The following is a 14,127-nucleotide window of genomic DNA, read 5'->3' as shown; positions in this document are numbered from 1 at the left end:
GGTTTTGAGACGTTTCACTCTATAAATTAAATTAAAATGCTTAACAAAATCATAGAATTTTCCATCAAGAATAAACTGATTATCGCTTTATTCACGCTTGGATTAATCATTTATGGAATATTTGAGGTAAGAAAATTACCTATCGATGCGGTACCCGATATTACAGACAATCAGGTACAGATTATTACCGTTTCCCCAAGTTTGGGTGCACCAGATGTAGAAAGATTCATCACTTTTCCGCTAGAACAAGCTAATAATAACATTGCAGGAATTAAACAAATGCGTAGTTTTTCGCGTTTCGGGCTTTCTGTAATTACTATTGTTTTTAAAGATGAAGTAGATTTACATTGGGCGCGTCAACAAGTTGCAGAAAGGCTTCAGCAAGTTTCTAAAGATATCCCTACCAGTTTGGGAACGCCTTCTATGGCTCCGATTTCTACAGGTTTAGGAGAAATTTATCAATATGTAGTTCGCCCGAAAAAAGGTTATGAACACCGTTACAATGCGATGCAACTTAGAACTATTCAAGATTGGATAGTTCGTAGACAATTATTAGGAACGGAAGGAGTTGCAGATGTAGCGAGTTTTGGTGGAGATTTAAAGCAATATGAAGTTGCCGTAAATCCTTCTCAACTGAAATCTATGGGTGTAACCATGACCGAAGTTTTTGATGCATTACAAAAAAATAATCAAAATACTGGTGGCGCTTATATAGAAAAAGGTCCGAGTGTTCTATTTATCAGAACCGAAGGATTAATGGGAAAAATTACAGATATTGAGAACACTGTAGTTAAAAATTTAGAAGACGGAACTCCAATTTTGATTAAAAATATTGGAACCGTACAATACGGAAAAGCCATCAGATACGGTGCAATGACCTACAACGGAGAAGGAGAAGTTGCAGGAGCAGTAGTGATGATGATGAAAGGAGAAAACTCAAACGAAGTCATTAAAAAAGTAAAAACAAGAATAGAAGAAATCCAAAAAACTTTACCTGAAGGCGTAAAAATCGATGCATTCTTAGACCGAACCAAAATGGTAAATAATGCCATCGGAACGGTAGAGAAAAACCTTTTAGAAGGAGCATTAATTGTAGTTTTCGTTTTGGTATTATTCCTAGGAAATCTGCGTGCTGGATTTTTGGTTGCTTCTGTTATTCCGCTCTCCATGCTTTTTGCCATCATTATGATGAATATTTTTGGAGTTTCAGGGAATTTAATGAGTTTAGGCGCATTAGATTTCGGGTTAATTGTAGATGGAGCCGTTATCATTGTAGAAGCTGTTTTGCATAGATTACAACATTTAAAAGTCTATCAAAATCAACGCATTTCTCAAACCATGATGGATGACGAAGTCTATACTTCTTCCAGCAAAATGATGAATTCGGCGGTGTTTGGACAAATTATTATCCTTATCGTTTACTTACCAATTCTCACTTTAGAAGGTGTAGAAGGCAAAATGTTTATTCCGATGGCGCAAACTGTAATTTTTGCATTATTGGGAGCATTTATTCTTTCTTTAACCTATATCCCAATGATGAGTTCTCTTGTTTTGTCTAAAAAAATTGACAATAAAAAGACCATTTCGGATAAAATGATTGAAAAAATTGAGAAAAACTACGATAAATCATTAGAAAGAGTTTTAAAAATTCCTAACTTAATATTCTTCGGAATTGTAGCTGTTTTTTTCTTTGCAGTCTTTATAATGACTAGATTAGGAGGAGAATTTATTCCTAGTCTTCCTGAAGGAGATTTTGCAGTAGACACAAGAGTTTTACCAGGCAGTAATCTGAAAACTTCTACAGATGCTGTTCAAAAGTCGTCTCAGATTCTAATGAAAAAATTCCCAGAAATTGAAAAAATTGTAGGGAAAACAGGAAGCTCCGAAATCCCAACCGATCCTATGCCAATCGATGCGAGCGATATGATGATTATCTTAAAACCTCGTGCTGAATGGACTTCTGCGACAACTTATGATGAGCTTTCAGAAAAAATGTCTGCAGAATTGAAGAAAAATATGATTGGCGTGACTTACTCTTTCCAATATCCTGTTGCGATGAGATTTAATGAATTAATGACAGGAGCAAGACAAGATGTAGTTTGTAAAATTTTTGGTGAAAATCTAGACACCTTAAAAGTTTATGCAGAAAAATTAGGTCAGATTTCTAAAAAAATTGAAGGCGCACAAAACATTTATGTAGAGCCCGTTTCAGGAATGCCACAGATTGTAATTACTTACAAACGTGAAGCCATGTCACAATTTGGGCTTAATGTGAGTGATGTCAATAATATCGTGAATACTGCTTTTGCGGGACAAGCTACAGGCTCTGTATTCGAAGGAGAAAAGAAATTTGATTTGGTGGTTCGTTTAGACGGAAACCAAAGAAAAAATGTAGATGATGTAAACAACTTACTCATCTCTACTCCTTCTGGAATTGAAATTCCACTCAGTACAGTTGCAAATGTGGAATTAAAGGAAAGCATTAACCAAATTCAGCGTGAAAATGCTCAGCGAAGAATCATCGTTGGCTTCAATGTTAGAAACCGAGATATACAGTCAACGGTAGAAAATTTACAACAAAATGTAGAAAAACAACTGAAACTTCCTGCTGGTTATTCCATAAAATATGGTGGAACTTTTGAAAATCTTCAACAAGCAAAATCCCGCTTAGCAATAGCTGTTCCGGTGAGTTTATTTTTAATTTTATTGATGCTGTATTTTGCATTTAATTCGGTAAAATACGGATTGCTCATCTTCTCTGCTATTCCGCTTTCCGCTATTGGAGGAATTCTCTCACTTTGGTTAAGAGACATGAATTTCAGTATTTCTGCAGGAGTAGGTTTCATCGCATTATTTGGGGTTGCGGTTTTAAATGGCATTGTTCTTATTTCGGAATTTAACCGCCAAAAAACAATACAACCAGATTTAAAAACTGCAGTAATCATAGGTGGTAGAACTAGATTAAGACCCGTTTTAATGACTGCCTTTGTAGCATCTTTAGGATTTTTGCCAATGGCAATTTCTACAGGTGAAGGTGCAGAAGTGCAGAGACCTCTCGCTACAGTTGTAATTGGTGGTTTATTATTAGCCACTTACCTTACACTTTATCTATTACCTGTAATGTACATTTGGTTCGAAAAACACTTCCCAGATACTCGTAGAAATCTACATGAAATGAGTGATGACGAAGATGGTTATCAACTTTAAAAAAGTATCACATGAAAGAAAAATTTTTAAAAATATTCACTTTTCTAATTTTTGGAATAGGGTTTTCACAAACTCCTATTTCACTAGAAAGTGCTATCAATAAAGCTCTGAGCAATAACTTAGCCATCAAAGACGGAACATTAAAGGTACAATACCAAGAAAAAATGCAACGTTCTGCTACCGTTATTGACCCATTGATGATTTCAGGAGAAATCGGGCAAATGAATTCAGCTTATGTTGACAATAAATTTTCGGTTTCTCAAACAATTAGATTGCCAAAATTTTACAACAGTCAGAAGAAAGTTTTAGCAGAAGAATATAAAAATTCTATGTTACAATTAGATGTTCATAAGTGGCAAATCAAAAAAGAAATTTCTTTGATTTACAATGAGTTAAAATATCTAGACGAGAAAAAAAAACTGCTCAAAAAAGCAGACAGCATCTTTTCTCAATATTACAAAAGAGCAGAACTCAGACTGAAAAAAGGAGAAAGCAATCTTCTAGAAAAAGCGACTGCCGAAAACTTGAGAAGTCAAGCAGAATTACAACTCAATGCACTCGAAAAAGACAGAGAAATAGCTTTGCAGAAATTTAATTTCCTCATCAATGACGGAACTTTTTACCAAAATGATAAAGAAAAATACACTGTTTTAGACGTAAATAACCTTGGCGAAAATTTCTCTGGAAATCCAATTATTTTAAAACAATTGGAGCAAGAAAAAAACATTCAAAATGCTAAACTTTTAGCTGAAAAATCTAAGCTTACTCCTAGTTTTAACATTGGATACAACAATATGTCTATGTACGGAAATGGTGCAGATGATAAGTTCTATGAGCGTTCGGCAAGATTTCACTCTGGTATGGTCGGAATAGGTTTACCTGTTTTTAATTCAGCACAAAAATCAGTGATTGAAGCTCAGAAAATCAACCAACAAATCGCTGAAAATAATTATCAGCTAGGTTCATTGAAACTGAAAAATCAATACACACAGAACTTTAATCTTTATCAAAAACTAACGAACGAGATTTCTTACTATCAAAAAACAGGTTTGGCAAACAGCGAAAGCATCTTAAAAACTGCCAATAACCAGTATTATAACGGAGAAATCAATTATTTAGAATGGACTCTTTTAGTAAATCAAGCATTTGAAATTGAAAACAAATACACAGATCGATTAAAAGAACTCAATGACATTATTATAGAAATCAACGCGCTGAAAAGCGAAAATTAATTAAAAGATGAAAAAATTTACCGCAACACATAGAATTATACATTGGGTTATCGCAATTTCAATGTTAGTATTATTAGCCACTGGATTTTTAAGAATGTATTGGATGGGCAGAAAAACCATTTCTGCTGCTATCAATAACGAACTTACTGCTAAAGGTTTAGAATTACCAGAAGAAAGCGTTCGTGCTATTGCAAAATCCATTATCAATCCAATGTTTGAGTGGCACGTTAACTTTGCTTACGTACTCGTTTTTGCTTTTGTTTTAAGGATAATTTATATGTTGGTAAAAGGCATTAAATTCCCTAATCCTTTTTCTAAAACGGCTTCTGGAAAAGAAAAATTCCAAGGAACTATTTATTTTATTTTCTACATTTTAGTGGCGGTAGAAGCTGCAACTGGTATGATGCTAAAGTTTGAATTAGCAGCAGAAGATATTTTAGAAAAAGCAGAAGAAATTCACAAACTAGCCATTTATTGGATGCCTGGATTCATCGTCCTTCATTTTGTAGGAATTACCATTGCAGAATTCACGAACAAAAAAGGAATTGTTTCTAAAATGATTGGAGGAGAATAATCCTTAATCAAATGAAAATTTTAATTTTTTTAAGCAAAAAATGAATCAAAAATGAAAAAAATAATTTCAATTATAACGATAACGCTTCTACTCTTTTCTTGTGGCAAAAAAGAAGAAACTGCCAAAGAAGAATTTGAAGTAGTAGCCGCTGAAAACCAAATTACACTCAACGATAACCAAATCAAAAATGCGGGTATAGAAACAGGAAATTTAGGATACGAAGATATTTCAGCAAAAATTATATTAAATGGAACGATAGATGTTCCGCCACAGAATTTAGCAAGCGTTTCTGCACCAAGTGGTGGTTATGTGCGTTTTATTCGTCATATGCCAGGAATGCACGTAGACAAAGGCGAAACCTTAGCTGTTTTAGAAGATCCACAGATTGTTCAGTTGCAGCAGGATTATCTTTTGGCAAAATCTAATTTAGGTTACGCACAAAAAGATTATGCTAGACAAAGTGAATTAAATCAAAGCAAAGCCGCATCAGATAAAGCGATGCAACTCGCCCAAACTGAAGCTCAAAATCAAAATATTTTGATGAGAGGAATGGCCGAAAAACTGAGAGCTCTTGGAATAAATCCAAATAACTTGAACGCTGGAAACATCAAAAGAAGTGTTGCGGTTACATCACCTGTTTCTGGGTATATTTCTAGTGTAAATGTGAAGATGGGACAATATGTTTCGCCTACAGAAAGACTTTTTGACGTAGTAAACACGGGAGATATTCATCTTGCATTAAAGGTTTTTGAAAAAGATTTGAATAAAATTGCTTTGAACCAAAGAGTTTTTGCCTATACCAATCAAAATCCTGATAAAAAATACGCCGCTAATGTTATTTTAATTGGTAGAGATTTTCAGCCAGACAAATCTGTGATTATTCATTGTCATTTTATAGAATATGATAAGAGTTTAATCCCTGGAACTTACATGAATGCAGAAGTAGAAACCCAAACTGAAACCGGTAACACTGTTCCAGACGATGCAGTAGTTACTTGGGAAGGCAAACAATATATTTTTGAACAAGTACAACCAAAAACCTATAAAATGTTTCTTGTAACCATAGGAAATTCGGAAAATGGTAGAACAGAAATTTTGAACCTTGACGAAAAGGCTAAAAACAAGAAATTTGTAACGAAAGGAGCATATTATCTATTGATGGGACTTAAAAATGTAGAAGAATAAATATTTTCTAAAACATTTTTATAATAATTACACAATTTACAACGTTACAATTAAAAATTTAAATAAATGAGAACTAAAAAGGTAATATTCAGCATATTACTACTCTTCAGCCTATTCGTTTTTTCACAAGAAAAATTTAGCAAGTTTCAGCAAATTAAAGACGCTGCTCAACAGGAAAACAAAAGTATTCTACTCAAATTTTCAGGCTCAGATTGGTGCATCCCATGTATTAAGTTGCAAAAAAAAGTGATTGATGACCCTATTTTCCAAGAGTATATTTCTAAAAATCTAGTCTATGTAGAAGCAGATTTCCCTAGAAAAAAAGGGAAATTAAGTGCTGATATTATTACAAGAAACAAAGAATTAGCAGGCATTTACAATAAACAAGGCGTTTTTCCTAAAATGGTCTTATTGAATGCTAATGGCAAAATTCTAAAAACTTGGGAAGGTTTTGATAATGCGACTGTAAATACGATGATTCAAGAAATTAATCAATCTACTGGTAAATAGCATGCAAAAAAAACTGACCCAACTTTTGATGGGAAATCGGTTTGAAATTACTGTAGAAGCCAAAACAGATGCAGAAGCAGATTTTTTTCTAAAAAAAGCGGTAGAAGAAATTTCTAGAATAGAAGCATTACTCTCTACTTATCAATCTACCAGCGAAACCAATCTCATCAATGAAAATGCAGGAATAAAACCAGTAAAAGTGAGTGATGAAACTTTTTCAATTATCGCAAGGTCTAAGAAAATTTCTGAAATTACTCAAGGTGCTTTTGATATTACTTACGGCTCTATTGATAAGCGTTTTTGGAATTTTGACACCGAAATGACATCGCTTCCAGATGAAGATTTGGCTCAAAAAAGCATCGCTTTAATTGATTACAGAAATATAGAACTCAATGCAGAGTACAAAACCGTTTTCCTCAAAAACAAGGGAATGAGAATTGGTTTTGGAGGCATTGGAAAAGGCTATGCTGCAGAAAAAGCCAAAAATCTACTAAAAAGTCTTGGCGTAAAAGCAGGAATCATCAATGCTTCAGGAGATTTATCTTGTTGGGGAATCCCCGAAAACGGAAAATCTTGGACCATAGGAATTGCTCATCCTGATTTTTCAGGAATGCCATTTTCTACCCTTGAAGTAACAGATTTAGCCATCGCAACATCTGGAAATTATGAAAAATTCGTGATGATTGATGGCAAAAAATATTCGCATACCATAGACCCAAAAACAGGATTTCCTATTCACGGAATTAAAAGCGTAACAGTAATTAGTCCAAACGCAGAAATTTCTGATGCTTTCGCAACACCTATTTCGATTATGGGCATAAAAGCTGGACTTTCTTTGATTAATCAAATGAAAGATATAGAATGCATCATCATAGATGATGATAACAATATTTATTACTCAGAAAACATCAAAATCATATAAAAATGAACTCTATTAAAGTATTTTTTGCACTATTCTTCGTCTCGATAATGGTGCAAAACTGCGTTTCTGTAAAAGAATACGAAAAAAACTATGTGAACGATAGTGAAATGCAACTTTCTACCAAAAAATCTGCAAAAACAGAAAATAATTTTCTTTTATACAGAGAAGCAGCTTCTGGTGCAGATGGTGGAAAAAACGGTGGCGGTTGCGGTTGCAACTAAGTAAATTACGAATCTATACAATCATTAACGATGAAAAAAAGCATAGTATCCGTACTTTTACTAGCCATCACTTTTGGTTTCTTTGGAAAATCAAAAGCACAAGAAAAAGACTCACTTTACGAAGCGAGAAAACTGAAAATTGACGAAATTAACTTTGTATCAGGATATTACACTCAAGAAGGTGAACACTCTTCCATTGGTGGAGGAAAAGGCGATGAAGCTTTGACCAATATTTCTAATTCTATACAGGTAAGATTACTTAAAAACAGTCAAAAATATGAACATAGACTAGACGTTGCTGTAGCAGTAGACCATCACACTTCTGCTTCTACCAAATTAATTAATAATGTTCCAGATGGTTCCCCTACCAATATATATTCTGGAAAAATAAGTGCCAAAACTGCTGCTTCTAGTGGAACTAGCGGAGTTACTGGTGCTTCTTCTAAATTTGTAGGATGGAGAATTTATCCTTCTATTAATTATTTTGCTAAAAATTTAGAACGAAATACTACTTATGGAATTGGAGCTTACTATTCCCGAGAATTTGACTATCAATCCATTGGTGGTGAACTTTCTTTTGTAAAAGCGTCTCAAGATAATAATGCTGAGTTCAGTGTAAAAGCAATGGCATTTTTTGACCAAAGACTAGAAATTTTACCAGTAGAACTTAGACCAGTTAATACAGGAGTAAACAACAAAAAAGCTGATGATGACGAAGACGAACATGAAGGAGGTGATGATAATTACAAACTTTGGAATAAAAATTCTTATAGTGTAAACTTTGCGTATTCTCAAATTATCAATCCAAGATTACAAGTTTCATTGTTGGCAGATTTTGCATTTCAAGATGGTTTGCTTTCTATTCCTTATAACAGAGTTTATTTTACCAATAATACGGTTTCCAGCGAAAAATTGCCTATGCAAAGAATGAAAATCCCATTAGGAATGAGACTTAATTATTTCTTGGGCGAAACATTTATTTTCAGAACATATTATCGTTATTTCTTTGATGATTGGGGAATCAAAGCACATACTGCACAATTAGAAATCCCGATAAAAATTTCGCCATTTGTTTCATTAAGTCCTTTTTACAGATATCATCATCAGACCAGCAATGATTATTTTAAACCTTACGGACAGCACAATCCTGGCGAAAAATATTATTCTTCAGACTATGATTTATCTAGTTTCAATAGCCAAAACATTGGGTTAAATCTTCATTATTTACCTTTAGAATCTAAGCTTTTTAAAAGTGTAGATTTCAGATATAGTTTTTATAAAAGAAGTGAAGGTTTATCAGCACATAATCTTACATTTGCTATAACCTTTAAATAACCATCACAAAATGAACTTAAAAAACATCCAAACCGAAGTAGACGCTTCTTTTCTGTACGGTTTATTAGCAGAGAAAGAAGAAGACCAAAACGTAAAAGATATTTTTTCACAAATGTCTGCCATCGAAAAATCTCACGCAGTAGCATTTTTACAGAAAGTAGGACTCACGGAAAAAGACATGCCGAAACCTTCTACAAGAGCAAAAATTCTTAAAAAAATTGGAGGAATTCTAGGATATGATTATGTTTTAGGGGTTTTAATGGATACCGAAAAATCATTGTCTAGCTCTATTGGAAAAGCCAGAGTTAATACAAAAACTCAAGCATCTATTTCAGATACCGCACACGTGAAAATTTTAGAAAATATTCTTCAAAATAATCCTAAAATTGGAGGAAATGCACTTTCTCGTTTTGAAAAAAGACATCGTTCTGTTGGCGGAAACGCACTTAGAGCAGCTGTTTTAGGTGGAAATGATGGGTTAATTTCTAACTTTTCATTAATTATGGGAGTTGCAGGTGCAAGTAGCGGACAAAAAGAAGTACTTCTTGCAGGTTTAGCTGGGCTTTTGGCTGGTTCGCTTTCCATGGCATTAGGAGAATGGATTTCGGTACAGAGTTCCAAAGAATTATACGAAAACCAAATGTCTCTGGAAATGGACGAATTAGAAGTAAACCCTGAAGGAGAATTAAAAGAAATAGAATTGATTTACAGAGCGAAAGGAATTCCTGCTGATCAAGCCGCACAAATGGCAATAGACCTCATGAATGACAAAAATTCTGCACATCAGTTTTTGGTAAAAGAAGAATTAGGAATCAACTCCGAAGAACTAAAAGGTTCTGCCATGGAAGCCGCAATTTCTTCATTCGTATTATTTGCAATTGGAGCAATTTTACCACTTTTCCCGTTTTTCTTTTTAGGAGGAACTCCAGCAATTATTGCCAGCGCTATCTCCAGTTCTGTTGGTTTATTTTTAATAGGTTCTGCTATTACTCTTTTCACAGGAAAGAGCATTTGGTATTCTGGTTTCAGACAAGTTATTTTCGGATTATTAGCAGCAGCAATCACTTTCGGAATCGGTAAATTAATTGGCGTTTCCGTTATAGGATAATCATAAAATTAATGGCTAAAGTGAAAATGAATCACTTTATTTTTGATAAAATTTAACTTTAGCCTAATTTTTGTATCTAAAATACTGAGTTGAAAAAATTTATTTCCATATTATTCATTTCTGTTTATCTATTTTCCTTTCAAGAATTTAGACAAGTTTTCAAGTTGCCTAATTTGGTAGAGCATATTGTAAAACATAGGATAGAAAATGGTGAATTTTCATTGGTTAATTTTCTTAACCACCACTATTTCAGTGGAAATGTTATGGATAATGATTATGCTCAAGATCAGAAACTTCCTTTCAAACAAATAGATTTCACTCAATTTTCTACCATCGTTTTTGTAGTAGAATCACTTAATGTTTTAAAAATCGAAACTCCCAAGAGATTATTTATAGAAAATAAGAACTTTTTCATTTATAAAAACGATTTCATTTCTGAGTTTCATTATTCTATTTTTCAACCACCAGAAATTTTAATGTAATTTTTTGATTTACATCAACTTTATCTTTTTTCAAAAAGAAAAAGATACTCCTCACATTCATATTACATTAAAATTTAAGAAAATGAAAACAAAAACTTGGTCTTTGACGACCAGAATCTCGCACTGGCTTTTAGCCATAGGATTTACCGTAGCCTATATCACCGGCGAAAATGAATGGCAAATGAATTACCACTATGCTTTTGGAGCATTAGTTGGTGGAATTTTATTTTTCAGAATTCTTTACGGAATTATCGGTCCAAAATATTCTAATTTTGAAGATTTCCCAATGGGAATTTCTAAACAAATAGATTTCATTAAAAATTATTTCTCTAAAAATCAAACGTATGTAGGTCATAATCCTTTAGCATCTTTAGTGATGTTTTCTATGATGTTTTTAGGAATTTTCACAGCATTTACAGGTTATTTATGGGCTACAGAATCTGCACATTTTTTAGGATTTACTTTTACTGAAGAAATGGTAGAAGAAGGCCACGAAATTGGTGCAAAACTATTCTTAATTCTTGTATTTGCACATTTAGCAGGAATATTTGCTGACACTATTTTTCACAGAAAAACAGGAACTTTGGGTTCTATCTTCACAGGATACAAAAACGTACAAGCAGATGCTTCAAAAACAAATGCTTTTCATAAAATCTTCTCTATAATTTGGTTAGGCGTACCGATGATTTTATTCTACCTTGCTTTCGGTTTACCTGTAAATGAAAGAGGTAATGAAAGAGAAAATGAGGAAGAAGATGAATGGGAATCGCTGCTCTACCCTGACAAAAATTCTGAAAAATCACCAATGAATCTCATTGTGAAATTGACTAAAAACAGAAGCAATGTAGATGGAACCAGTTTGGCTTCTAGCAGTAGACAAACTGAGACTAATACTACTGTGAATACAGAAAGTAATTCTATCCAGAGTTATGCACAAAACTCACAATATTACACCGAAAACAGTAATGATGAGCGTGAATATTATGAACATGAAGAACATTCTAAACATCATCACATAAAAAGAGAACATCATGATTATGATGAAGATGATGATTAATTTTAAAAAATAATAGAAAATACCGATGAAAATTTCATCGGTATTTTTATTAAGTTTTGGTTAAAAAATTAAGAGATTTTTCCCCATTTATTTTTCCCTTTATATTGTTTTACATAGTAATTTCTAAGGCTCTGATGCTCTGGAAATTGTAAATTTCCGTCTATTTTTAGCAAATGTTCTACGGTTTCTTTTGCTGCTTTTATGATATTGCCATCATTTACCAAATCTAGGCGTTTAAAATCTACCATTCCGCTTTGTTGAGTTCCCAGAATATCTCCAGGACCGCGCAATTGCATGTCGACTTCAGAAATTTTAAAACCGTCATTGGTTTCGCACATGGTTTTGATGCGTTTTCTAGATTCTGTGGAAAGTTTATCGCCCGTCATGAGAATACAATAGCTTTGTTCTGCTCCTCTTCCTACTCTACCACGAAGCTGGTGCAACTGTGAAAGACCAAATCTTTCAGCACTTTCTATCACCATTACCGAAGCATTCGGTACATTTACGCCTACTTCTATTACGGTAGTTGCGACCATAATATCTGCTTTTCCTTTGGCAAAATAATTCATGGCTGCATCTTTTTCATCGGGTTTCATTTTCCCGTGAAGCATAGTGGTATTATAATCTGGAAGCGGAAAAATTTCTGAAATATGCTCAAAACCCTCCATCAAATTTTTATAATCCAGCGTTTCAGATTCTTCAATTAATGGATATACAAAATACACTTGTCTGCCTTTGGCAATTTCTTCTTTGGCAAAACCATAGACAGAATTTCTATCTTTTTCTCTTCTATGAGCTGTGATAATCGGTTTTCTACCAACAGGCATTTCATCAATTACCGAAACATCCAAATCGGAGTAATAACTCATCGCTAGAGTTCTAGGAATCGGAGTTGCCGTCATTACCAAAATATGCGGTGCAATTTTATTTTTAGCCCAAAGTTTTGCACGTTGTGCTACTCCAAATCTATGTTGTTCATCAATAATTGCCAATCCTAAATTTTTGAACCGAACAATATCTTCTAAAACCGCGTGAGTTCCTACTAAAATCGAAAGTTCACCGTTTAATAATTCTTCGTGAATGATTTTTCTTTCGGCGGTTTTAGTAGAACCTGTGAGTAATCTTACTTTAACATCCGTTTCCTTCAATAAATCTGCAATCGAATTAAAATGTTGAGTTGCCAAAATTTCTGTAGGCGCCATCATACAACTTTGGAAACCATTATCCATGGCTAAAAGCATCGCTAAAAGTGCCACCATCGTTTTACCAGAACCCACATCACCTTGCAATAATCGGTTCATCTGAATAGGCTTTTTTAAATCATTTCTGATTTCTTTCAGCACTCTTTTTTGAGCATTGGTGAGTTCAAAAGGAAGGAAATTTTCGTAAAAATTGTTGAAATTTTCGCCTACTATCGGAAAAGGATTCCCAATCGTAAAACTTTTGTTGTAATTTTTTTTGAGACCGTAACCCAACTGGAAAAAGAACGCTTCTTCAAATTTTAATCTTCTGTCTGCATGTTTGGCAAAATCTGCATTTTGTGGAAAATGAATGTTAAGATACGCTTGTTGACGACTCATGAGTTTCAGAGATTTCATGATAGAGACTGGCAAATTTTCTTCTATCAACTTTGGAATCTGCGAAATGATAGTGGCTTGAACCGTTTGAAAAAACTTCTGGTTTAGTCCACGTTTCGTCAATTTTTCTGAACTTGGATAAATAGGTCTGAGTCTTTCTTCTGCCGATTTTTTATCTTCTAATTCAATTTCAGGATGCGGCATCGAAAAACTATGGTTAAACTCCTGAACTCTCCCAAAAATATAGATTTCTCGGTTTACGGGAATCTGTTCTTTCATCCAATTAGAATACTGAAACCAAACTAAATCCAGTGTTCCTGTTCCGTCTGTAAATTTCCCAGAAAGTCGTTTTTTCCCTTTAGCATAAGTGATTTCCTGCAATTCTGTGATTCTGCCTTTCAATTGAATTTCTAAATTATCTTCCTTAATGTCTGCAATTTTATAGACTTTCGATTTATCTAAATATCTTATCGGAAAAAAATGCAGAAAATCTTCCACTGTTCTAATATCTAATACATTAGCAATCAACTTGGCACGTTCTGTACCAATTCCTTTCAGAAATTCTATGGAAGTTTCAAGTGTCAATGTTTTGAGTTACGAGTTTCGAGATTCGAGATTTGAGTTTTACGATGTGAAATTAAGGAAATTTGTTCAAAACTAAAAAAGAAAGACCTTCAATAATGAAAGTCCTTTTTATTATGTTTTGGTTAAAGCCAA

At 33.6% G+C, this 14,127-nt stretch carries 12 protein-coding genes; 11 read left to right on the top strand and 1 reads right to left on the bottom strand.

The window, feature by feature from the left end; genetic code table 11:
• Positions 1 to 36: 36 nt before the first annotated feature.
• From C3729_RS06165 to C3729_RS06120, 11 genes are all read left to right on the top strand, one after another.
• Positions 37 to 3,207 (top strand): efflux RND transporter permease subunit, encoded by a 3,171-nt coding sequence (locus tag C3729_RS06165; protein WP_123057193.1) that lies wholly within the window; start codon positions 37 to 39, stop codon positions 3,205 to 3,207.
• Between the two features lie 11 nt (positions 3,208 to 3,218).
• On the top strand, positions 3,219 to 4,439 hold the full coding sequence (locus C3729_RS13175; RefSeq protein ID WP_123057192.1) for a TolC family protein: 1,221 nt from the start codon (positions 3,219 to 3,221) through the stop codon (positions 4,437 to 4,439).
• Positions 4,440 to 4,446: 7 nt separating this feature from the next.
• Positions 4,447 to 5,013, top strand: a complete 567-nt coding sequence (locus C3729_RS06160) for a cytochrome b/b6 domain-containing protein (RefSeq protein ID WP_104793354.1) — start codon at positions 4,447 to 4,449, stop codon at positions 5,011 to 5,013.
• A 51-nt stretch (positions 5,014 to 5,064) separates the two neighbouring features.
• Positions 5,065 to 6,198: an efflux RND transporter periplasmic adaptor subunit gene (locus tag C3729_RS06155; protein ID WP_104793353.1), complete on the top strand. Its 1,134-nt coding sequence runs from the start codon at positions 5,065 to 5,067 to the stop codon at positions 6,196 to 6,198.
• A 66-nt stretch (positions 6,199 to 6,264) separates the two neighbouring features.
• Positions 6,265 to 6,708: a thioredoxin family protein gene (locus C3729_RS06150; protein ID WP_104793352.1), complete on the top strand. Its 444-nt coding sequence runs from the start codon at positions 6,265 to 6,267 to the stop codon at positions 6,706 to 6,708.
• A 1-nt stretch (position 6,709) separates the two neighbouring features.
• Entirely contained in the window at positions 6,710 to 7,630 is a 921-nt protein-coding gene (locus C3729_RS06145) for an FAD:protein FMN transferase (RefSeq protein ID WP_104793351.1), read from the top strand.
• A 2-nt stretch (positions 7,631 to 7,632) separates the two neighbouring features.
• On the top strand, positions 7,633 to 7,851 hold the full coding sequence (locus C3729_RS06140) for a DUF4266 domain-containing protein (protein ID WP_104793350.1): 219 nt from the start codon (positions 7,633 to 7,635) through the stop codon (positions 7,849 to 7,851).
• A 30-nt stretch (positions 7,852 to 7,881) separates the two neighbouring features.
• The gene (locus C3729_RS06135; RefSeq protein ID WP_104793349.1) at positions 7,882 to 9,186 is read left to right on the top strand and encodes a DUF3570 domain-containing protein; all 1,305 of its coding nucleotides are present in this window, start codon (positions 7,882 to 7,884) and stop codon (positions 9,184 to 9,186) included.
• A gap of 10 nt (positions 9,187 to 9,196) precedes the next feature.
• The gene (locus C3729_RS06130; RefSeq protein ID WP_104793348.1) at positions 9,197 to 10,294 is read left to right on the top strand and encodes a VIT1/CCC1 transporter family protein; all 1,098 of its coding nucleotides are present in this window, start codon (positions 9,197 to 9,199) and stop codon (positions 10,292 to 10,294) included.
• A gap of 89 nt (positions 10,295 to 10,383) precedes the next feature.
• Entirely contained in the window at positions 10,384 to 10,776 is a 393-nt protein-coding gene (locus tag C3729_RS06125) for a hypothetical protein (RefSeq protein WP_104793347.1), read from the top strand.
• An 82-nt stretch (positions 10,777 to 10,858) separates the two neighbouring features.
• Positions 10,859 to 11,833, top strand: a complete 975-nt coding sequence (locus tag C3729_RS06120; protein ID WP_133159945.1) for a cytochrome b/b6 domain-containing protein — start codon at positions 10,859 to 10,861, stop codon at positions 11,831 to 11,833.
• A gap of 68 nt (positions 11,834 to 11,901) precedes the next feature.
• Here C3729_RS06120 and recG read toward each other — a convergent pair whose 3' ends face one another.
• On the bottom strand, positions 11,902 to 13,995 hold the full coding sequence (recG, locus tag C3729_RS06115) for an ATP-dependent DNA helicase RecG (protein WP_104793345.1): 2,094 nt from the start codon (positions 13,993 to 13,995) through the stop codon (positions 11,902 to 11,904).
• Between the last annotated feature and the right edge of the window lie 132 nt (positions 13,996 to 14,127).

The sequence above is a fragment of the Cloacibacterium normanense genome, from assembly GCF_002943105.1.
Lineage (GTDB): Bacteria > Bacteroidota > Bacteroidia > Flavobacteriales > Weeksellaceae > Cloacibacterium.
The sequence above is the reverse complement of the archived record's forward strand: the minus strand, read 5'-3'. Positions and strand labels throughout refer to the sequence as shown.